This is a genomic window from Lacipirellula limnantheis (assembly GCF_007746075.1).
In the GTDB taxonomy this organism is placed as follows: Bacteria; Planctomycetota; Planctomycetia; order Pirellulales; family Lacipirellulaceae; genus Lacipirellula; species Lacipirellula limnantheis.
The window spans coordinates 5,109,690-5,131,103 of the sequence record NZ_CP036339.1 but is presented as its reverse complement, the minus strand read 5'-3'; the positions used below and the strand labels follow the sequence as shown (position 1 = coordinate 5,131,103).

Genomic DNA, 21,414 nt, shown 5'->3' with positions numbered 1-21,414 from the left:
AGGAGAGGGGAGGTCAATTTTTATCTTTCGTTCCTTTCGTCTATTTTGTGATTACCTCGTATTTAGTTTCCATCAGCAGATAAGAAGTTGACATGAAGATCGATTGGTTGCCGCTGGTGGAGATGATTCGGTCGCATGATCGGTTTTTGCTGACAAGCCACCAGCGAGCCGACTGCGACGCGATCGGGAGCGAGATGGCTCTGGCGCTGATCCTCGAAACGATCGGTAAGCAGGTTGCCGTCGTCAACGCCGACGAGGTGCCGGAGCATATCGCCTTTATGGATCCCTACGGCCGCGTGGGCGTGCTGGGCGCGACCGCGCCGCTTGAGGCGCTGCGAGGCTTCGATGCAATGATCGTCGTCGACACGAGCGCCTGGAGCCAACTAGGCGGGATGGCCGACGTGCTGCGCGGGTTTCGGGGAGCGAAGGCGGTGATCGACCATCACGCCAGCGAAGACGATCTTGGCGCCGCCGTCTTCAAAGACAACACGGCCGAAGCGACCGGGCGGCTGATCTTGCAGTTGGCTAAGGAACTCGGCGTGCCGATCACGCCGGAGATCGCCGCGCCGCTGTTTGCGGCGATTGCGACTGATACTGGTTGGTTTAGGTTTCCTTCGGTGACGGCCGACACTTTCGCGGCGCTCGCCAAGCTGACGGCGGCGGGAGCAAGCCCGGCCAAAACGTTCGCCGAACTGTTCGAGCAACACAGTTTGCCGAGGCTTCACTTGAGAGGGCGAATCCTCGAACGGGTGAAGCCCGAGTGCCATGGGCGAATGATGTGGACTGAAGTCTCGGCGATTGATTTTCGCGAAACCAACGCTCAGAAAACCGACACTGAAGACGTCATCAATATGTTGTTGACCGTCAAGGGCGTGGAAGTGGCCCTGTTGTTCGTCGAGCTAGAGCCGACGGTGACGAAGGTCAGCCTGCGGAGCCGCAGTGCGTTCGACGTCAATCAGTTGGCGAACCAGTTTGGCGGCGGCGGACACAAGGCGGCGGCGGGAATCACGTTTGCCGGGCCCATGATTGAGGCCCAACAGGCGGTGCTTGAAGCGGTGCGGTTGGGAATGGGAGAATGCGAGAGTAAGTAGCGCGACGTTGGCGTGCGGCGTTAAGTTGCCGACGTCATTGTCGGTCGTCCGATGACCGAAGTTAATCCGACGAGAATCGTTTTATGTCTGATCAGAGAGATCTATCCCCGCGGCCGTCGACGTCGATTCTTGGTCGACCGGTCGAGAATCGGCGGTCGTTTTTTGCGATCACGGCTGCCGTGGTAACGGGCAGCATCGCGGTGCTGACGCCGATTGGCGTCGGGATCGCCGCGTTTCTCACGCCCCTATTCCGCAAAAGTAAGTCGCCCGAGGTGCGGATCGCGCTGCTCGACCAGGTGCCGGACGATGGCATGCCGCGCTACTTTCCAGTCGTCGCCGATCGCGAAGATGCTTGGACTCGCTACCCGGCGCAGCGCGTTGGCGCCGTCTATCTCATTCGCAATGCCGGCGAGGAGAAGCCGACGGCGTTCACTGCGAAGTGTCCCCACGCGGGCTGCTTCATCGGTTACACGCCGGGGGCGAAGGTGTTTCAGTGCCCGTGCCACACGAGTGCGTTCAAGCTCAATGGCGAGCGGTTGAATGGGGACGCCGAAGTGGCGCCTCGCGGCATGGATACGCTGCCCGTTTCGATTCGGCAAGCGAAGACGGGCGACGGTACGGAGATCGCCGAAGTGTGGGTCGAGTTCATCGACTTCCAGACCGGTCACAAGGAAAAGATTCCGACGGCATGACGAAACTCTTTCAATCGCTGGGCGATTGGCTCGACGATCGGGCCGGGGTCCGCAAGCTGATTCACGATTCGTTGTACGAACCGATCCCCGGCGGCGCGCGGTGGCGCTACGTCTGGGGCAGCACTCTCGTCATGGCGTTCATGACGCAGCTGATCACCGGCGTCTTCCTGTGGATGGCGTACAGCCCGAGCACGCAGACGGCTTGGGAAAGCGTCTTCTACATTCAGTACGAGATGAACGGCGGCTGGCTGCTGCGCGGCATTCACCACTTCATGGCCCAGGCGATGGTGGTGCTGCTGGCGATCCACTTCCTGCAAGTGGTGTGGGACGGGGCGTACCGCGCGCCGCGCGAACTCAACTTTATTCTCGGCCTCGTGTTGATGTTGATCGTGCTGGGGCTCGCGCTCACCGGCTATCTGTTGCCGTGGGATCAGAAGGGATATTGGGCCACGAGCGTGGGCACCAATCTTGCAAGCCAAGCGCCGGTCATCGGGCCCGATGTGAAGAAGCTAGCCGTCGGCGGCAGCGAGTATGGACATCAGACGCTGACGCGGTTCTTCGCGCTGCACGCGGGCGTGTTGCCGGGGGCACTGATGGCGTTCCTGGTGCTGCACATCGCGCTGTTCCGGCGACATGGGCTCCACGCGCGGAAGCCCGATCCGACGAAGGACGCGATGTTCTGGCCCGATCAGGTGCTGAAGGACAGCATCGCGGCGCTCGCCGTGCTGACGGTCGTGCTGCTGCTGACGATCTACTTCGGCGGGGCAGAACTGACCGCGCCGGCCGACCCGGCGAACCCGTACGACGCCGCGCGGCCCGAGTGGTACTTTTTGTTCCTGTTCCAGTTTTTGAAGTGGTTCCCGGGCGAGCTGGAAGTCTGGGGGGCGTTTATCATCCCCGGGCTGATCATGGCGGTGCTGTTCCTGATGCCGTGGATCGGCCGGACGCGCACCGGGCATCTCATCAACATCGCGATGCTGTTCTTGTTGCTCGGCGGAGCGGCGGCGCTCACGGCGCAGGCGATTCATGAGGATTACTTCGCAGCGTGGAATTCGAAGGAAGAGATTCTCAAAGCGGACGATCCGGTGCTGGCGGCGCGGTACGAGGCCTCTGAGCGATTCCTCAATGCGAAGGCGGAGGCGCACCGCGAAGCGGATCGGGTGATCGAGTTGGCCGAGTCGCCGGAGCGAATTCCGCCGACAGGCGCGCTCTCGCTGATGTACGACGATCCGCTGCTGCAAGGGCCGAGGCTGTTCGCGCAGAACTGTGCGAGCTGCCACAACTACGTCGATCCGAGCAAGCCAGCGGAGGAGCAGCCGCACGCCATCGTCAACGCCGCGCCGACGGCGCCGAATCTGTTCGGCGTCGGCAGCGAAGCGTGGGCGGCGGGGATTCTCAACCCGGAGAAGATCGCGAGCGCACATTATTTCGGGTACGAAGGTTCGCCGTTCGTCGAAGGAGATATGGTCTCCTATGTGACCGAATCGCTCGGCGCCGACGTCGACGACGAGCAGCGGGCGAAGGCGAAAGAGGCGTTCGCCAAGGTTGCCGAGGCGCTCGAAGCGGAGGCGGCGCTACCGACGGCGCCGAAGACCAATGAAGAGCGGCAGAACCGAATCGCCGAAGGGCGCGAGCTGATCGCCGGCGGCCTCAGCGAGATGCTCGAGAGCGGCATGAGCTGCACTGACTGCCACAAGTTCCACGACGCGGGAGACCTTGGCACGGCCCCCGACCTCACCGGGTACATGTCGCGCGAGTGGCTGCTGGCGTTCGTACGCAACCCGGCGGGCGAACGATTCTACGGCGACAACAACGACCGGATGCCGGCATTCGGGCCGCATGACAATCCGCAGCTGAATCAGCTGGACGACAAGTCGCTGGGGCTGATTGTCGACTGGCTCCGCGGCGACTGGGTGCGGGTGAGCGAGCCGGTGGAGTAAGAATATCTCACGCAAAGGCGCGAAGGCGCGAAGAACAGACTATCTGTCCCCGCATTTCCTTTGCGCCTTCGCGCCTTTGCGTGAGATCTCTTTGGTGGGAAAGTTTGTGGAATCTTTACAGATTCACACCGCCGCCGGTCGATAGCGTGAGAGGATGCCGCACTTCGTGCGCGGCGTGCGTTGGGCCTTTTCACCTCGTCGATTCCTATTCATGTGGTGTCGCCACTGCCAGCAAGATATACCGGCCGCCCGCGACCACAGCGGTCCGGCGGCGTGCTCGCGCTGCATGCAGGCGTTTGTCGCGGCGCCGAGCGGTTTGTCGCCGGGGCTGAAACTGGCGGCGCTGGCAGATTGCGGGGTGGAACTTGAGGAATTTGATGAAGTCGCGCGGCATGCGGCGCCGTTGAGACGACCGAAGCTCGCCGGGAGCGACGACGAACTGCGGCGGCTGGAGCGGATGTTGCGGCCGACGCTGCGGAGCGACTTCTCGCATGGCTCGCCGTTGTTACGGGAGCCGGCGCCGCTTGATTCAATTCGCGGCGAACAGCCGTTCGCGATCCAGCAGATGTTGCGCATCGCTGCTCATCAATCGGTTGAAGCAGACGTCGCGCACACGCCAAAGGCGGCGTGGGGCGTGACGTTGCTGCTCACGCTCGGATCACTTGCATTTTTCGCGGGCGTCGGGTTGCTCGTGGCGGCAAACCTTTCAGGGCATGCGTTCGCCGCGCAGTGGGGACTGCCGGCGACGCTGGCCGGCGAAGGATTGCTCACTTGCGGGCTGGCATCCCTCGCCGTGCGGCTATGGCGGCGTGGGCGCAAGGTTGACGTGCGGCTCGACTCGATTGACGAGCGGTTGGGCGAAGTGCAGGCGACGATGGAGCGCACCGTCGGCGGGGAGCCCTTGTGGGGCGATAATCAGCTGCGCATTAATGCTGCTGAACGCGGTGCGAGCGGGTTGGGACGTTCTGCGCTAGGTAGCAACAGCTTCTAGCCCCGGGCTCCGCAACATTATGCAAACGCCATCAGATCGTTTCCTCGTCGCAAGTGGTTTCTAGCGGCCTGGATGCAGAGTTTGGCGTTCACCCAGAGGGTGACGCGCGGCAGTCGCCTCACCCAGTTGGGGAGTGGTCCGAGCCCGCCGCCGAAATTGGTGAGTTGAGCGAAGCGTTGCTCGATGTACGTCCGCTGCTTGAAGAGTGCTTGGCCATCGGCGGTCGTCAGCAGTTCGATCGACTGCAAGCGGCCGATGCTGTGGCGGCGGTGGCCCAGCGCTCGTCCCGCGCGACGCTGCGGAGCGATCAACGTCACGCCCGACCGTGCGGCGATCTCGTGCAGCGGGTTGCTGTCGTAGTTGCCGTCGGCCAGGACGCAGCCTCCGCCGACTTGCGGCAAGAGTCGCCGGGCGACCGTCTGTTCGCTCACGTTGAGCGGCTGGATTTCGCACGCCACGAGCGCATCGATCGTCCAGACGGCGTGCAGCTTGTAGCCGCGGGCCGGGCCGCCGACGCCATGCCCGCGCGTGGCGTCGGGATCCTTGCTGAAGCCTCCTACCGGCAACGGCTTACCGTCGAGGAAGCTCACCTCCGGCGGGTGCGGGCCCTGCCAGCAACGCTTCCTCAACCGCTCGATCAGTTCCACGGCCGCCGCCGTGCGGAGACGACGGCTCGCCGTCGATTGGCTCGGCAGCCGCACCTGCCATGACGACGGCCAATTCTCCGGCCGACACGCCCAACTCACCGGTCGATCGTGGATCACCGCCCAGAGATAGACGCCGACGATCCAACTGACCGAATAGACGTGTCCCGAACGATCGCTGCATAACCGCCGAGTCAAACGGTATAGTACGCTCCAGAGTTCGCGTTCCATGGCTCACCTCCTAGAAACGTGTCAGGTCTCTAGGAACAGCCTGGAACGCGGGCCTTTTTACCGTTAGCGACGCGTGCTAGCTATTGCATTATGTTGTCCGCCCGGGGGTGACGCCGCGCAGGGCAACCCATTGAGATGTGGTGCGCGACCCCCGGGCGGAGCCCGGGGCTGTAATGCCTCGTACGCTCGTCGCTACATCACCCGCTTCGAAATCTCCTCAACCACGTCTGCCACCTTCACGCGCCACTGCTCCAGCGTGTCGCGATCGCGGATCGTGACGGTGCCATCGGTCAGCGTTTGGCCGTCGACGGTAATGCAGTAGGGCGTGCCCGCTTCGTCCTGGCGGCGGTAGCGACGGCCGACGGCGCCCTTTTCGTCGTAGAATGCCGAGAACTTCGCCTTCAGCTTGCGGTAGATCTCTTGGGCGATCTCGGGGAGGCCGTCCTTCTTCACCAGCGGGAAGACGGCGGCCTTGATCGGGGCGATTCGCGGGTGGAACCGCATCACGACGCGGGTTTGCAGCTCGCCGTTTTCGTCAGGGGCTTGATCCTCGTGGTAAGCCTCGCAGAGGAAGGCGAGGGTCGCGCGGTCGGCGCCGCTGGAGGGCTCGATCACGTGCGGGACGAATTTTTCGTTCGTCACTTCGTCTCGATAGGTGAGGTCGCGGCCGCTGCCGCGGTGCTTTGGCCGCAGCTTGTCGGGCTTGCCTTCGACGGGAATCATCTCGACCTCAAGGCAGCCCTCGGCGTTCTTCACGAGCTTGCCTTCCATGTGGCTGCGGAGGTCGAAGTCGCCGCGGTGGGCGATGCCTTCCAGCTCGCCGAATTCACCCTCCGGCAGGAAGGGGAACGCGTACTCGATGTCGGCAGTGCCGACCGAGTAGTGGCTCAGTTCGTCGGCCGCGTGTTCGCGCATCACGAGCCGTTCGCCGGCGAGGCCGAGGTCGGTGTACCACTTCATGCGGCGGTCGCGCCAGTACTCGTACCACTTACGCGAGGCGTTCGGGTGGCAGAAGAACTCGATTTCCATCTGCTCGAACTCGCGGCTGCGGAAGGTGAAGTTCCGCGGCGTGATTTCGTTGCGAAAGCTTTTACCAATTTGGGCGATGCCAAACGGCACCTTGACGCGGGTGCTGTCGAGGACGTTCTTGAAGTTGACGAAGATGCCCTGGGCCGTCTCGGGACGGAGGAACGCGGCGTCTTCTTCAGTGCCCATCGCGCCGACGATGGTTTTGAACATCAGGTTGAATTCGCGCGGCTCGGTGAGCGTGCCGATTTCCTTAGCTTCGGGAGCGAAGACGTTGGCGAGATCGTCGACCTGATCAAGCGACATCGACTTCTCTTCCCAGCTGAGGCTGGCCGCATCCTTGCCGCGGAGGTTGAACGCTTTCAGGGCGCGCTTCTCGAGGTCTTCGGTTTCCTGCTCCGCTTCGGCGAGCGTCGTGATGAAGACTCGCTTGCCTTTGGCAACGACCCAGCGGCCACGGAGCTGGTCGAAGCGGTAGCGTTTTTTCGTCTCCTTGCAGTCAACCATCATGTCGCAGAAGAGGTCGTAATGGCCGGAGACCTTCCAAACCTGCGGGTGCATGATGATCGTGCAATCGAGCCCGGTCATCTCGTACGCCTCAGGAGCGCCGGCGGGCGTGGAGAGCTCGTCGTGGCCGCGGACCATGTCCTGCCACCACGCTTCCTTGATGTTTCGCTTCAGCTCAACGCCGAGGGGACCGTAGTCCCAAAAGCCGTTGAGGCCGCCGTAGATTTCGCTCGATTGAAAGAGAAATCCGCGGCGTTTGCAGAGCGAGACGAGCTTGTCCATGTCCATCGCGAGACTCTTTTTTCTTCAGAGAGTGTTTCACGCAAAGGCGCGAAGGCGCAAAGGAAAATACAAGTTTAGTTCTGTATTTTTTGCGCCTTCGCGCCTTTGCGAGAGGTTTTTCTTAGATAAAGCCCACCATTGTAGCTGGGCATTTGGAGGGGCGTCTATGCCGGGCGGATTTCGCCGGTCTTGTGGTTGAGTTCGGGGACGATCGGCAGGATGTCGAGTTCCGCGCACGCCGGGAGGTCGATGCCGTGGCCGATTTCTAAGAGGTTGCTGCCGCCGGGGGTTTGTTCCATGGCGACTGCGAATTGGTCGGAGGGCGTGCGGCCGGTGGCGGCGGCGAGGGCGAGGAGCGACCGCCACTGATCGAGGGCGCTTTGGGCCTCGGCGTTCAGTTCCCAGCCAGCGGCGTTGGCGTCGCCAACGAGGGCGTCGGCGATCGCGCCGGCGGCGAGGATGTCTTCGCCGGTGATGGCGCCGTCGGTGCCGGCGCAGAGGATATCGACCCGCGGTTCGGCGGCCGCGGCGTCGGCGATCGCCTGGCGGTTCAGAGCACAACCGACGAGCGTGCGGCGAGCCATTCGGGCGTGGTGGAGAGCCCGCGTGCCGTTAGTGGTGGTGAACAGCAGCGGCCGGCCGGCGACGGCGACCGGACTGTACTCCAGCGGCGAGTTGCCGAGGTCGAAGCCGTCGATGATCCGGCCATGGCGTTCGCCGCCGAGGACGATCGCGGCGCGGTCGAATTGCTCGGCGGCGCTGCGGGCGTCGTCGATTTCGAGGAACGGCATCACGCAGGTCGCCCCCGACGCAAGGGCCTGGCAGATCGTCGACGAGGCCCGCAGCATGTCGATGACGATGACGACGCTGCCGGCTAGGTCTTCGGCGGGGACGTGGGAGGGGAGGAAGTGGACTTGGAGCTTGGGCATCGGCGGAATCTGCAGGGCAGGGGAGCGGTAAGTTTAAGGAGCAGCCGCCATCCTGAGCGGCGCGAAGGGTCTAGCGCCAAGCGAGCGGCTAGATTCTTCGCGGAGTTCACCCTGACGGGACGAAGGGCTCAGAATGACAAATGTTGGGGGCGTTTCGTTCAATCTTGAGCGGCTAGCGAGGCCGACATTCTACTGCGATACTGCCGTTCTCCCATCTCCCCCTGTTAATCCGCGGTCGATTCGTCGGTCTCTAGAGCACACCCAAGATTCTCGCCACATGACCGTCGACAAATCTGGCCCGCGCGTTCGTCGGATGTTTGGCGAGATCGCCGGCAAGTACGACTTCTTGAATCATCTGCTGTCGCTCAACGTCGATCGCTACTGGCGGTGGCGGACGGTGCGAACAGTGGCCCCGCAGAGCGGCGACCGGATTCTCGACGTCTGCACCGGCACCGGCGACCTGGCTTTGGCGTACCACAAGGCGACTAGCGGTAAGGCGGAAATCGTCGGCGCCGACTTCTGCCACGAGATGCTTGCCCTCGGCCATCAGAAGGGGATGAAGGCGCGGGCCGGCGACCGGCTGAGTTTCATCGAGGCGGATACTCAGAACCTGCCGTTTCCGAGCGACCGGTTCAACATCGTCACCGTGGCCTTCGGGCTGCGGAACGTCGCCGACACCGACGCCGGGCTGGCGGAGATGACCCGCGTCTGTTCGCCTGGCGGGCAGGTGGCGGTGCTGGAGTTTTCGTCGCCCGAGTGGCAGCCGTTCAAGGGGATTTACAGTTGGTATTTCCGCAACGTGCTGCCGCGGATTGGGCAGATGCTCGCCCGGAATGCGGAGAGCGCCTACAGCTATCTGCCGGAGAGCGTCGGCGAGTTCCCGCAGGGCGAAGCCCTGGCCGAGCGAATGCGGCGCGTGGGGCTGACCGAGGTGAGCTATCGGCCGCTTACACTGGGGGTAGCGACGCTTTATGTTGGGAAGAAACCGTAGCCGCGGGGCGGCGCCCCCGCCGGAGCGGCGAGCAAGACTAACCACCAAGGCACGAAGGACATGAAGACGCACCCAGAACGGAGACGAAGGGAATGATCAGGGAGGGCTCGCCTTGTCGCCTGATTTGCCGCTCTTCCCTTCCTCTAGATTCCTTCGTGTTTCTTGGTGATCTTCGTGCCTTCGTGGTTAATCTTCTGAACCCCTCCGGCGGCTCGTTGAGCCGCGGCTACCTGAAGACCACTGACACATCATGCCTACCAAACCGAAAAACATCTGCATCGGCGTCACCGGAGCCAGCGGCGCCGTTTACTCGCTGCGGTTGATCGAGGTGCTGCTCGCCACGGGGTACGACGTGCACCTGTCGATCAGCCCATCGGGAGCGCAAGTCATCCACGAGGAGATGGACTTGCGCGTCGACCTCAACGATTTCCAACCAGCCGACCTGATGCTGGAGGACGTGACGCACGCTTCCGATAGCAAGATCCGCATGTTGCAGGCGAGCGCTGGGATCGGTACTGCCGACAGCAACGTGTTGTCGGTCGAAGCGGGCCGCGTGGGACAACTCCACTACCACCACTATCAGAACTACAGCGCCCCGATTGCCAGCGGGTCGTTCCTCACCCAGGGGATGGTGATCACGCCTTGCTCGGGATCGACGCTGAGCGCCGTCGCCCACGCCTCCTCGGGGAACCTCATTCAACGGGCCGCCGAGGTTCACTTGAAGGAACGACGGAAGTTGATCCTCGTGCCGCGCGAGACGCCGCTTTCGCTGCCGCATATCGACAACCTGCGGAAGTGCACCGAGGCGGGCGCCGTGGTGATGCCGGCGGCGCCGGGGTGGTACCACGGGGTGAACACGCTGCGGGATCTGGTCGACTTCATGGTGGCGCGCATCTGCGACCAACTCGGCATCGACAACGCCCTCATCAACCGCTGGGGCGCGGATAAATAAGAAAGAAAGATCTCACGCAAAGGCGCGAAGGCGCAAAGGAAATACAAGTTTGCTTTTGAATTCTTTGCGCCTTCGCGCCTTTGCGTGAGACTTGTATTTGAGAATGCTCCAAACGATCCGCCACTTTCTTTCGCTGATTCGGTTCAGCCACACGCTGTTTGCGTTGCCGTTTGCGCTGTTGGCGGCGTTGATGGCTTGGCGGATGCAGGCGATTGATTACCCTGCCCCAGAAATTGATCCATACGATCCCACAACGTACTCAATTGGCGCAGGCGGGACGCAGGTATTCATCCACGATCCGTACCTCAATATTCTAGGGTTCCAGGTCATTCCATTTGACTGGGCTAGGGCGGCGAAGTTCCAAATCCGCTGGCAGGAACTCGTCGGTATCCTCCTCTGCATGGTCTTCGCCCGCAGCGCGGCGATGGCCTTCAATCGGTTGGTTGATCGGAATCTCGACGCCCTCAACCCGCGGACGGCGGGGCGGCATATTCCTGCCGGGCTCTTGAGCGCAGGCCAAGTGACGTTCTTTGCCATCGCGTGCAGCGCGGGGTTCGTGGCGAGCACGCTGCTGTTTCTGCCGAACTGGTTGCCGCTCTACTTGGCTGTGCCGGTGCTCGCGTTTTTGTGCGGGTACAGCTACGCCAAGCGGTTTACGTCGCTGGCCCATTTCTGGTTGGGGGTGGCCCTGGCGATGTCGCCGATCGCGGCCTGGATCGCCATTCGAGGCGAGACGGTCGCCTTGCATCCGGCCGATTTGCTGCCGGCGATTGTTCTGGGGGCGGCCGTGGCGGCGTGGGTGGCGGGGTTCGACGTCATCTACGCCTGCCAAGATTTCGCCTACGACCGGGAGGCGAAGCTGCATAGTATTCCGGTGCGGCTGGGGGTGGCCGGCGCGCTCCGGCTGGCGGCGGCCTGCCATTTCGTGACAATAGTCCTTTTAGCGCTACTGCCGTTAATCTACCCGCCGTTTGGCGGTGTCTGGTGGGCGGGAGTCGCGGCCGTGGCCGCCCTGCTGGTATACGAACATGCCCTCGTGCGGCCCGACGACCTCGCCCGCGTCAACACGGCATTTTTTAACGTGAACGCGATCATCAGCCTGGGGCTACTGGTAGTCGGAACGGTCGATTTATTGCTTTGAAGAAAGAGCAGATTTCACGCAAAGGCGCGAAGGCGCGAAGGAAATACAAGTTTTTGGTTTTGTACTCTTTGCGCCTTCGCGCCTTTGCGTGAGACCTATTTGAATTAAGAAAAGCGATGCTAAGAACTTCGTCAGAAATTCTCCGCCCCATTCGCGAGAAGGTAGAGGCTGGGGAGCGGTTGTCGTTCGACGACGGGCTCACGCTCTACAGCGACGCCGCGCCGCTGCCGGAAGTCGGCGAGCTGGCCAATCTCGTCCGCGAGCGGAAGAATGGCGACGCCGGCTACTACAACATCAACACCCACCTGAACCCGACGAACGTCTGCGTCTATCGCTGCACGTTTTGCGCGTTCCGAGCCGATCTTCGGTCGGCCAAGGGGTACTTGATGGACGAGGAGCAGGTGCGGGCTCGCGGGCAGGAGGCGGTCGACAACGGCTGCACCGAGCTGCACATCGTCGGCGGGTTGCACCATCAAGCGAAGTACGAGTGGTATCGCGGCGTGATCAGCACGCTGCACGAGAGTTTTCCGGAGTTGCACCTGAAGGCGTGGACGCCGGTCGAGATCGATTGGTTTTCGCGGCAGACGCAAAAGCCCATTCGCTGGGTCCTGGAAGACATGATCGACGCGGGCGTCGGCAGCTTGCCCGGCGGCGGAGCCGAGATCTTTCATCCGGAAGTTCGCAACAAAATCTGCGAGCACAAGGCCGATTCGACCCGCTGGTTCGAGACGCACCGCAACGCCCATCAGCTGGGGCTGCGGTCGAACTGCACGATGCTCTACGGCCACATCGAGCAGGCTTACCACCGCATCGACCACCTGATTCGCCTCCGCGATTTGCAGGACGAAACGGGCGGGTTCCAGACGTTCATTCCGCTGGCGTTCCATCCCGACAACACGGGGCTGTCGCACATCAAGAAGCCGAACGCCCTGATGGACCTGCGGACAATGGCGGTGAGCCGGCTGATGCTCGACAACATCGCCCATATGAAGGCGTACTGGATCATGCTCGGCATCGGCACGGCCCAGTGTGCGCTCGCCTACGGCGCCGACGACATCGACGGCACCGTGCGGCACGAGCTGATCTATCACGACGCCGGGGCGGAAACGCCCGAGATTCTGAGCGTCGAGCAAATCCGCCAGCTGATCGAAGAGGCCGGCCGCGAACCTGTGGAGCGAGACACGCTCTATCATCGAGTGGAACGCGAAGGAAACGCGTGGCGGACCGGCGAAGCGATCGCGGCCGCGAAATAGCCCGGGCATCCTGGCCGGGTGCAATTTCACAGCAAACGCCGGCACTTGGCCAAATCCCTAGCAGCGGCTCAGGATAGGCCGGCGATCTGACCCCATCGCCAACTTGCGCTGGCAGGGCTAAAATGCTCGTTTTCACTTTGCCGGACCTCGCTCGCTAAGGATTCGCCATGACCCAACGGGTCTACAATTTCTCCGCCGGCCCCGCTGTGATGCCGGTTCCCGTGCTGGAATCGATTCAACGCGACATGCTCGCGTTGCCGGGCGTGGGCGCCTCGATCCTCGAAATCAGCCATCGCAGCGGTACGTTCGTGGCCATTGCCGAGGCGGCCGAAGCGAATCTGCGTAAGTTGCTGTCGATCTCCGACGACTACGCTGTGCTCTTTCTGCAGGGGGGGAGTCGGCTGCAGTTCTCGATGATCCCGATGAACCTGCTCGGCAAGGGGCAATCGGCCGACTACATCCTCACCGGTTCGTGGGGTAACGATGCGCTCAAGGAAGCGAAGAAGGAAGGCGAGACGAGCGTCGCCTGGGATGGCAAGTCGACCAACTACGATCGCCTGCCAAAGAACGGGGACCTGAAACTCAATCCGCAAGCCGCGTACATTCACTACACGTCGAACGAAACGATTCAGGGCGTGCAGTTCAAAAGCGAGCCGGAAGTCGGCGAAGTGCCGCTGGTGTGCGATGCGTCGAGCGAGTTCCTTTACAAGCCGCTCGACGTGAGCAAGTACGGGCTCCTCTACGCCTGTGCCCAGAAGAACGCGGGCCCCTCCGGCGTGACGGTGGTGATCATCCGCAAGGATCTGCTGAAGCGGAGCGATCCCAACATGCCGGGCTACCTGAACTACCAAATCCACGCCGACAACGGCTCGATGTGGAACACGCCGCCGACGTTTGGCATCTACGTGCTCAAGCTCGTCACCGATTGGTTGCTGAACGACGTCGGCGGGCTCGACGCGATGTACCAGCGGAACCAGGACAAGGCGAAACTGCTGTACGACGTGCTCGACGAGTCGAACGGCTTCTACGCCGGTCATGCTCAGCGGGAAGATCGTTCGCTGATGAACGTCACTTTCCGGCTGCCGAGCGACGAGCTGACGGATCAGTTCGTCGGCGAGGCGAAGAAGCAAAGCCTTACGGATTTGAAGGGCCACCGTAGCGTCGGCGGCATTCGGGCTTCGATTTACAACGCGATGCCGCTGGCCGGCGTCGAAAAGCTCCGCGACTTTATGGTGGAGTTCAAGGAGAAGAACGCGAAGTAGCGTTCTTCTTGGGAGCCGGGGGCGGGGACGCCCCGGCTCGCTGTGATCACACTCCATCTACAAACTTTCATCACACGATAACATCATGCCCTCGGTCATCGTTCTCGATACGCTCTCGCAAGAAGGCCTCGATCTGCTGGACGCGGCGCCCGGCATTACTTACGAGGTGCGGACGGGCCTCAAGGGGGACGACCTGCGCAAGGCGCTCGCCGAGTTCGACGGCGCCATCTGTCGCAGCGGCGTGAAGATCACCCCCGAGGCCCTCGAGGGGAACCGCAAGCTGAAGGCGATCGTCCGGGCCGGCGTCGGCACCGACAACATCAACAGCGCCGCCGCCACTCGGGCGGGGGTCGTCGTGATGAACACCCCGGCGGGCAACACGCTCAGTACGGCCGAGCACGCGGTGACGCTGATGCTCGCCTTGTCGCGGAACGTGGCTCCGGCTTACCAAGGCCTGATCGAAGGCCGTTGGGATCGCGCCAAGTACATGGGCGCCCAGGTCGCCGGCAAGACGCTCGGCGTCGTTGGCCTTGGCCGCATCGGCTTGGCCGTGGCCAAGCGAGCACAAGCATTTGAGATGCGAGTGCTAGGCTACGATCCTTTCATGTCCAAGGAGAAGGCGAAGGAGCTTGGCATCGAGTGGTATGAAAAAGTCGACGACATGCTGCCGCACGTCGATTACCTCTCGGTCCACACGCCGCTCACCGAAGAGACGCGCAATCTGATCGATATTCCGCAACTGGAGCGACTGAAGCCAGGCGTGCGATTGATTAACGCGGCTCGCGGCGGCATTTACAACGAAGCGGCGCTCGTCGAAGGGCTCAAATCGGGTAAGATCGGCGGCGTCGCGCTTGACGTCTTCGTTGAGGAGCCGTGCACCAACAGCCCGCTGTTTGGCATGCCGGGGGTGTTGTGCACGCCTCACCTCGGAGCAAGCACCGAAGAGGCCCAAACGCAGGTCGCCGTCGAAGCGGTGCAACTGCTGACCGACTTTCTCTCGACCGGCCAGATCAAGAATGCCGTCAACATCGCGTCGCTCGACGCGAAGATGCTGGAGCAACTCCGCGGGTACCTCGACGTGGCGTTCCGACTCGGTCGCCTGGCGGCGGGGCTGATCCCCAGCGGGCTAAAGTCTTGTAAGCTCACCTATCGCGGCGAGATTGCCGCCCGCGACACGAAAGTCCTCACGGCGGCGTTTTCGGCCGGCCTGCTGCAGGGCGCCCTGGAAGAGGAAGTGAACCTCGTCAACGCCAGCCTGCTGCTCGAAGAGCGCGGGATCAAGCTGAGCAGCGAGGCCCGCACCGACATGGGCGCCTTCCGCAGCGCGATGAGCTTTGAAATCGAAGGCGCCGACGGCCAAAAGCACAAGGCGACCGGAACGGTGTTCGGCCAATCGATGCCGCGTTTGGTCTCGCTCGACGGCTACCGCCTCGAAGCGTATCTCGACGGCTGCTTATTGGTGTTCACGCACAAAGACGTGCCGGGCATTATCGGCGGCGTCGGCACGGCGTTCGGCGAGCACAACGTCAACATCGGCCAGATGGCCGTGGGACGTGCGGGCGAGGCGCCGGGCGGCGAAGCGGTCGGTATTCTGAATCTCGACTGCGAACCGCCCGCGGCAGCGGTTGAAGCCGTGCGCAAGCTTCCGGCGATCAGCAGCGCGAAGGTGATTCACCTGCCCAGTGCCGGGCAGTTGCCGACTTGGCTGCAGGGCTAGGAAAGGCTTAGTGCTGGCGCAGAGCGGGGCATTCTGAGCCCTTCGTCCCGTCAGGGTAAAACTTTGCGAAGAGTCTGAAAGCTCGATCGAGGCGCCAAATCCTTCGCTGCGCTCAGGACGACAACGGCGTGCTCGTAACGAGGGGCCTGCAAAGCCAAGGAAATGCCCCATACCTGCGCGGCGGCCTGAAATTCTTTCCGTCGCCCCTCGTTCCCTGCCCATTCTTGCGGCAATGCTAGCATCCATTCGGCACGACCGGCGCATTCGGAAACTCTTCCGGAAGTTTCCTCGCTTAACGGTCGACCTCTGCTGAAATCGGGCGCGAATTGCAACCGATATTTCCACAGAACGCCTGGGCCAGTAGCTTGCTCGGCCCGGGCGGTTCTCCCTCCTGAAGCAATTCCCGCTAGCGTCTCCGCCCGATTTTAGGAATGAACATGGAAGCGACGATCTCCCCGCCCCGCCCGCAACTCATCGACGAGGTTCATGGCGTCCTGCGCCGCAGTCCGTACGTTTCTGCCCATGAAATGCAGGTGGAAGCGACCGAAGGGGTCGTCCGGATTTCCGGCGCCGTACGGTCGTTCTTCCATAAGCAGATGGCGCAGGAACTCATCCGTCGCGTCGACGGCGTGCAGCGCATCGAGAACTGCCTGCAAGTGCAGTGGTAAGCGGCTGAACGCCGCGCCGACTGCCAGTCAAGCAACCTAGGCAATCGCAACTAGCCGAAACGCCATGCCTTCCGGGATGGCGCCGCGGTCCCGGACCGCGTGGCGGTCCGGCTAATTTCGTTTGTCACTCCCGGCCGAAGCAGACGAGGCACATATCGTCGCTCTGCGGAAAGTCGCCGGCGAATTTGTGGACGCTCTCCAGGATGCAGGGCCCGAGGTCGCGAGCCTTCACCGATTTGTCGGCACAGAGCTGAGTCAATCGCTCCATGCCGTAAAGCTCGCGCTTCGAGTTCATCGCTTCGCTGAAGCCGTCGGTGAAGATGGTCAGGAAATCGCCGGCCAGGAATTCGCGCTTGTACGACTCGTACTCGTAGTCGTCGGCCACGCCCAGCGGCAGGCCCGCTTCGTCGCCGCCGATTTCCATCACTTCGCCGTCGCCAGTCCGCAAGAGGGGCGGCATGTGACCGGCATTCACGAGCGTCAACTCGCACGCTTGCGGGTCGACCACCGCGACGACCATCGTGACGAAGCGATCGTCCCAGCCGTGCTGCGAGAAGGCGGCGTTGATCTTCGCGAGCGCCTTGGCGGGATCTGGTTCGCGCGCGAGCCAGAATCGCACGTCGCTCGACAGCTTAGCCATGAGAATCGCCGCCGACACGCCTTTGCCCGCCACGTCGCCGACCACCGCCGCAAAGCGATCTTCCGGTAGTAGGACGTAATCGTAGTAGTCGCCGCCGACTTCGTACGCCGCCTGATAGTGCTGGAAAAAATGGTAGCCGCCTACGTCGGGCGCCGCCTTCGGCAGCAGCGCCGTCTGCATCTCGCGCGCGACTTGCAGATCGCGGGTGAGCGCCTGCTGCGCGACGACCTGCTCGTGCAGTTTCGCGTTGTCGAGCGCGTGGGCCGCCTGGCTGGCAACGCCGGCGAGCACCTGCAGGTCGAGATCGGTAAACCGACTCCGCTGGTCGCGGGTATCGAGCTGAATGACGCCGATCGCCTCGCCGTTGGAGTCGATCATCGGGGCGCAGATCAGCGACCGAATCTGAAAGTCGGCGATGCTCTGCGCCATGTTGAATCGGGCGTCCGAAGCGGCGTCGGCCGAGAGAATCGCCTTCTTCTCATTCATGGCGCGGGAGATGATCGTTCGGCTGGGGCGCGTCTCTTCGTCGTCATGACGGCGGGCCTTGGTGACGACCGGCACCAGCGGGGCCCCCGGTTTCGGCCGCATAATGATGAACCCGCGGTCGGCCTGGATGAATATCTTGAACAAGCTGTCGAGAATCTTCGGCAGAATCTCCTTCACCTCCAGCGTGTTGCTGAGATTACTGGAGATCTCGATCATCGCCATTAGCTGCTGCTCTGGCTTGGCAGAGACTTGCCAGGTCGCCTTCGCCTCGCGACCAACGTCGAATGTGGCCATGATTTCCGACTCGTCGCCGCTGCCGTCATCCTCTAGTAGAGCGGCCGCGTCGAGCGGCGACAGGAGCGAGGATCCGCCAATCGCGGCGCCTCCGAGCAAGCTCGGCGCAGCGACGTTGCGGAATTCGATCAGCACGTCGCAGATCAAAATCTGATCGCCGTCGCGGAGCTGGGCTTGTCCTTCGATCTGGTGTCCGTTGACGATGGTGCCGTTGCGGCTGCCATTGTCCTGGATGAGATAGAGGTCCTTGTCGCGGACCACCACCGCATGCCGCCGGCTGACCGCCGCGACGTCGAGGACGAAATCGCATTCGGGGCTGCGGCCGATGACCGACTCGCGTCCGGAGATATCGAACTTTTTGCCGACCTCTCCCCCTTGGATGATCGTAAGCGTGGCCATGGCGAACTCGTCCCGCTGCGGTTTTCCCCGCGATCTTGCGGGAGTTTTCCCGATTCTAGGGCCGCCGCGCGGCGGGCGTCAACAAGCAGGGGCGTTCCGTCGCGCGCACTTCGGCCAGGATTCGTTGAACCAAACGCCCTTGACGACCGTCCTACAGGGACCTACCGTTGAGGGCTTCGCAGCAGCTTCTTGGGGCGTAGTGTAATTGGTAACACTACAGATTCTGACTCTGTCATTTAAGGTTCGAGTCCTTACGCCCCAGCTTCTCATCCTCGCGGACTAGTGCTGCGGGGTGCGGATTACCAGCAGCCGCGGCTCGGTCATGTCGTCGATCGCGTAGCGAACCCCTTCGCGTCCTAGGCCGCTGTCTTTCACGCCGCCGTAGGGCATGTTGTCGACCCGCCAGCTGGGGACGTCGCCGATGATGACGCCGCCGACTTCGAGCCGATCCCAAGCTCGCTGGATCTTGTAAATATCCCGTGTGAAGACGCCGGCCTGTAGGCCGTAGCGGCTGTCATTAACTTCGTCGAGCGCCGCGTCGAAGTCGCTGAACCGGTCGAGCATGGCCACCGGGCCGAACGCCTCGTTGGCGCAGAGTGGCTGGCGACGCGGGACGTTTTCCAGCAACGTCGCCTGCAGCATGGCGCCGTCGCGCTTGCTGCCGCAGAGGAGCTTGGCGCCTGCCTTGATCGCCGCCTGGATCCATTCGTCGAGCCGCTTCGCCTCACTCTCGGCGATCATCGGTCCGATGAAGGTTTCTTCGAGCTTGGGGTCGCCCATCTTGAGGGCCTTGGTCGCGGCGACGAGTCGGTCGCGCAGTTCGTCGTAAACGTGCTCGTGAACCAAGATGCGTTGCACCGAGATGCAGCTTTGCCCCGATTGATAGAACGCCCCGACGATGAGCCGGCTCACGGCGTCGGCGAGGTCGGCGTCCTCGTCGATCACGCAGGCCGCGTTGCCGCCGAGTTCGAGGATCACCTTCTTTTTGCCGGCGCGGGCTTTTAGGTCCCAACCGACTGCGGGAGAACCGGTGAAGCTCAACAACTTCAGCCGCTGGTCGGTGGTGAACAGATCGGCCCCGTCGCGGTGGCAGGGGAGAATCGAAAATGCCCCCCGCGGCAAGTCAGTCTCGGCGAGGATCTCGCCAATGAGAATCGCCCCGATCGGCGTGCGGCTCGCCGGTTTCAGAACAAACGGGCAGCCCGCCGCGATCGCCGGGGCGATTTTGTGAGCCGCCAGATTCAGCGGGAAGTTGAATGGCGAGATGAACGAGCAAGGCCCGATCGGCACGCGCTTCGTCATCCCTGCATAGCCGCGGGCGCGGGAGGAGATTTCGAGGTTGAGGACCTCGCCGCCGATCCGTACCGCTTCCGCCGCGGCGAGTGCAAACGTGTCGATCAGCCGCGCCACCTCGCCGCGGCTGTCGCGAATTGGTTTGCCGGCTTCGACGCAGAGCGAACAGGCGAGCTCATCCTGCCGCTCGCGGAAGCGCCGGACGCAATGTTCCAGTACGGCTTGGCGCTCGTAGGGCGCCAAGCAGGCCATCGGCTCGGCGGCGTCGACGGCCGCGGCGATGCCGCGATCAATGGCTGCGGCGTCGGCTTGAGCGATGCGCGTGGCGACCTCGCCGGTGTACTTGTCGACGACGTTGAGGTCGGCGTTTGGCTGCTCCGGACGGTTCGCCAGATAGTAGGGATAGGTGGACTCGAGTTTCATCGCTTGCCGCGTCGCCTCCTTGACGTTCCGCCAGAGCTACGCGACCCCCTCCTCGCCTTGGATATAAACCCGACCGCGATAGAACTGCGACCAAACGACGTAAATGACGGCCGCCACGAGCATCACGATCGCAAAGAACCAGTAGTAGTTGGCGCCTTCGAGAATCGCGACGCCGACTTTCTTCTGGGCCTCGATGTATTCGTTAACGCGGGCCGTCAGGATGTTCCCAAGGGCGATCGCCACCAACAGGTAGACGCCCATGATGAACGACTTCATTTTCTTCGGCGCCTGCGTGTAGGAGAATTCCAGGGCAGTCACCGAAACCATCACTTCGCCGGCGGTGATCACGACGTAGGCGGCAATCTGCCACAGCATGTGCGGCGTCTCGCCATCGACAATGCGTTGCTCGGCCAGGGCGATGATGACGAACGACAGCGCCGTCAGGAACAGACCGATGCCGATCTTTCGCAACGGCGTCGGTTCGAACCAGCGGCCCATCAGCGGATAGAGAACGTAAGCGAACAGTGGAATGAAGCAAAGAATGAGGAACGGATTCACGGCTTGGAGTTGGGCCGGCAGCATCGTGAACAAGCCAAAATCGCCGTTCATGCTCTTGGCCTGTTCAACCCAGGCAGTGTGGGTTTGGTCGAACAGCATGAAAAATGGAAAGATGAACAGGTAGAGCGGAATCAGGTTGATCACCGCTCGAATGCCGTCGGAACTGAACGTCTCTTCGATGAACTTTGAACCACCGGCGGGGATGTGGACGTATTTGAACCGGCCGAGCCAGAAAACAAGCGTGGCAAGCGCCATGATGATGCCGGGGATGCCGAACGCCCAACCTGGGCCGTAGTGCTTCAGGAGCCACGGACAGAGGAGCGTCGAGACGACCGCCCCGGCGTTGATAGAAAAGTAGAACCAGCCAAAGACCTTGTTGATGAGGTCCTTGTTTCGCTCGCCGAACTGGTCGCCGACGTGGGCCGAGACGCACGGTTTGATGCCTCCAGCGCCCATCGCGAGCAGCACTAAGCCTGCGGCGATTAGCCATTTTGGCTCGACGCCGGTGACCGACGGGAAATCGACCAGCGCCAGCACGCCATGCCCGAGACAGTAGAGCAGGGAGATCCAGACGATGGTTTTGTACTTGCCGAAAAGCCAGTCGCTGAGGATGGCGCCGAAGATCGGCAGCGCGTAAACCGCGGCGTAAAAGTAGTGCTGCCAAGCCTTGGCCAGTTCTGGCGACATCGGCGCCATTGCTCCTGAGGCGTCGCGGAGATGCTCGGTGAGGAACTCGTACAGCACGGCCCCCATGCCGTAGTAACTGAACCGTTCCGCCGCTTCGTTGCCGATGATGTACGGGATGCCGGGCGGCATCGTTTCGATCTGTTGCGGCGTCGTGCGGTATTCAGAGTTCGCCATGGCGTCGTCGTCGCGGGGAAGGCGGGGCAGGGGAGTGCGGCGACGCCAGTCTACCGGAAGGCGCGGGTGATCGCAGCCGCGGTTCTTCGGTTCAAAAAATTAGCCCCCGGTCAGTGACCGAGGGCTATAAATGGGTTGAACGC

17 protein-coding genes and 1 tRNA gene are annotated in these 21,414 nt (G+C 62.4%); 12 read left to right on the top strand and 6 right to left on the bottom strand.

The features are described 5' to 3' along the window. Positions 1 to 92: 92 nt before the first annotated feature. The 4 genes from I41_RS19940 to I41_RS19925 all read left to right on the top strand — a co-directional run bounded on the left by I41_RS19940 (position 93) and on the right by I41_RS19925 (position 4,714). Positions 93 to 1,091: a DHH family phosphoesterase gene (locus tag I41_RS19940; RefSeq protein ID WP_145434684.1), complete on the top strand. Its 999-nt coding sequence runs from the start codon at positions 93 to 95 to the stop codon at positions 1,089 to 1,091. 83 nt (positions 1,092 to 1,174) lie between these two features. Then, positions 1,175 to 1,783, top strand: a complete 609-nt coding sequence (locus I41_RS19935) for a QcrA and Rieske domain-containing protein (RefSeq protein ID WP_145434683.1) — start codon at positions 1,175 to 1,177, stop codon at positions 1,781 to 1,783. After that, positions 1,780 to 3,723, top strand: coding sequence for a cytochrome b N-terminal domain-containing protein (locus tag I41_RS19930; protein ID WP_145434682.1), 1,944 nt, complete (start codon positions 1,780 to 1,782; stop codon positions 3,721 to 3,723). Before I41_RS19935 ends, I41_RS19930 begins: the two co-directional genes overlap by 4 nt. 211 nt (positions 3,724 to 3,934) lie before the next feature. Continuing rightward, a complete protein-coding gene (locus I41_RS19925; protein ID WP_145434681.1) occupies positions 3,935 to 4,714 on the top strand; it encodes a hypothetical protein in 780 nt (259 codons plus the stop codon). Positions 4,715 to 4,731: 17 nt separating this feature from the next. Here the strand turns inward: I41_RS19925 and I41_RS19920 are convergent, their stop codons facing one another. The 3 genes from I41_RS19920 to I41_RS19910 all read right to left on the bottom strand — a co-directional run bounded on the left by I41_RS19920 (position 4,732) and on the right by I41_RS19910 (position 8,333). Next, a complete protein-coding gene (locus I41_RS19920) occupies positions 4,732 to 5,589 on the bottom strand; it encodes a transposase (protein ID WP_145429803.1) in 858 nt (285 codons plus the stop codon). A 192-nt stretch (positions 5,590 to 5,781) separates the two neighbouring features. Beyond that, positions 5,782 to 7,404 carry a glycine--tRNA ligase gene (locus I41_RS19915; RefSeq protein ID WP_145436421.1) on the bottom strand — a complete coding sequence of 541 codons (1,623 nt, stop codon included), beginning with the start codon at positions 7,402 to 7,404 and terminating at the stop codon, positions 5,782 to 5,784. A 164-nt stretch (positions 7,405 to 7,568) separates the two neighbouring features. Further along, positions 7,569 to 8,333, bottom strand: coding sequence for a 2-phosphosulfolactate phosphatase (locus I41_RS19910; protein WP_145434680.1), 765 nt, complete (start codon positions 8,331 to 8,333; stop codon positions 7,569 to 7,571). A 277-nt stretch (positions 8,334 to 8,610) separates the two neighbouring features. On the opposite strand from I41_RS19910, the gene ubiE reads away from it, so the two are divergent. From ubiE to I41_RS19875, 7 genes are all read left to right on the top strand, one after another. After that, positions 8,611 to 9,324, top strand: coding sequence for a bifunctional demethylmenaquinone methyltransferase/2-methoxy-6-polyprenyl-1,4-benzoquinol methylase UbiE (ubiE, locus tag I41_RS19905; protein WP_145434679.1), 714 nt, complete (start codon positions 8,611 to 8,613; stop codon positions 9,322 to 9,324). Positions 9,325 to 9,574: 250 nt separating this feature from the next. Continuing rightward, positions 9,575 to 10,276 (top strand): UbiX family flavin prenyltransferase, encoded by a 702-nt coding sequence (locus I41_RS19900; RefSeq protein WP_145434678.1) that lies wholly within the window; start codon positions 9,575 to 9,577, stop codon positions 10,274 to 10,276. A 103-nt stretch (positions 10,277 to 10,379) separates the two neighbouring features. Next, positions 10,380 to 11,417 carry a UbiA-like polyprenyltransferase gene (locus tag I41_RS19895; RefSeq protein ID WP_145434677.1) on the top strand — a complete coding sequence of 346 codons (1,038 nt, stop codon included), beginning with the start codon at positions 10,380 to 10,382 and terminating at the stop codon, positions 11,415 to 11,417. A 116-nt stretch (positions 11,418 to 11,533) separates the two neighbouring features. Continuing rightward, on the top strand, positions 11,534 to 12,670 hold the full coding sequence (mqnE, locus tag I41_RS19890; protein WP_145434676.1) for an aminofutalosine synthase MqnE: 1,137 nt from the start codon (positions 11,534 to 11,536) through the stop codon (positions 12,668 to 12,670). 167 nt (positions 12,671 to 12,837) lie between these two features. Beyond that, complete coding sequence (serC, locus tag I41_RS19885) at positions 12,838 to 13,932, top strand: 3-phosphoserine/phosphohydroxythreonine transaminase (RefSeq protein ID WP_145434675.1); 1,095 nt, start codon at positions 12,838 to 12,840, stop codon at positions 13,930 to 13,932. 85 nt (positions 13,933 to 14,017) lie between these two features. Beyond that, positions 14,018 to 15,649: a phosphoglycerate dehydrogenase gene (serA, locus tag I41_RS19880; protein ID WP_145434674.1), complete on the top strand. Its 1,632-nt coding sequence runs from the start codon at positions 14,018 to 14,020 to the stop codon at positions 15,647 to 15,649. 437 nt (positions 15,650 to 16,086) lie between these two features. Further along, complete coding sequence (locus tag I41_RS19875; RefSeq protein WP_210421009.1) at positions 16,087 to 16,317, top strand: BON domain-containing protein; 231 nt, start codon at positions 16,087 to 16,089, stop codon at positions 16,315 to 16,317. Between the two features lie 124 nt (positions 16,318 to 16,441). Here I41_RS19875 and I41_RS19870 read toward each other — a convergent pair whose 3' ends face one another. Further along, positions 16,442 to 18,136 (bottom strand): SpoIIE family protein phosphatase, encoded by a 1,695-nt coding sequence (locus I41_RS19870; RefSeq protein ID WP_145434672.1) that lies wholly within the window; start codon positions 18,134 to 18,136, stop codon positions 16,442 to 16,444. 190 nt (positions 18,137 to 18,326) lie between these two features. Here I41_RS19870 and I41_RS19865 point away from each other — a divergent pair. After that, positions 18,327 to 18,398 (top strand) — tRNA-Gln (locus tag I41_RS19865). Between the two features lie 17 nt (positions 18,399 to 18,415). Here I41_RS19865 and I41_RS19860 read toward each other — a convergent pair. Together I41_RS19860 and I41_RS19855 are read right to left on the bottom strand one after the other, a co-directional pair. After that, positions 18,416 to 19,852: an aldehyde dehydrogenase family protein gene (locus tag I41_RS19860; protein WP_145434671.1), complete on the bottom strand. Its 1,437-nt coding sequence runs from the start codon at positions 19,850 to 19,852 to the stop codon at positions 18,416 to 18,418. A gap of 36 nt (positions 19,853 to 19,888) precedes the next feature. Beyond that, the gene (locus I41_RS19855) at positions 19,889 to 21,271 is read right to left on the bottom strand and encodes a POT family MFS transporter (RefSeq protein WP_145434670.1); all 1,383 of its coding nucleotides are present in this window, start codon (positions 21,269 to 21,271) and stop codon (positions 19,889 to 19,891) included. Positions 21,272 to 21,414 lie beyond the last annotated feature (143 nt).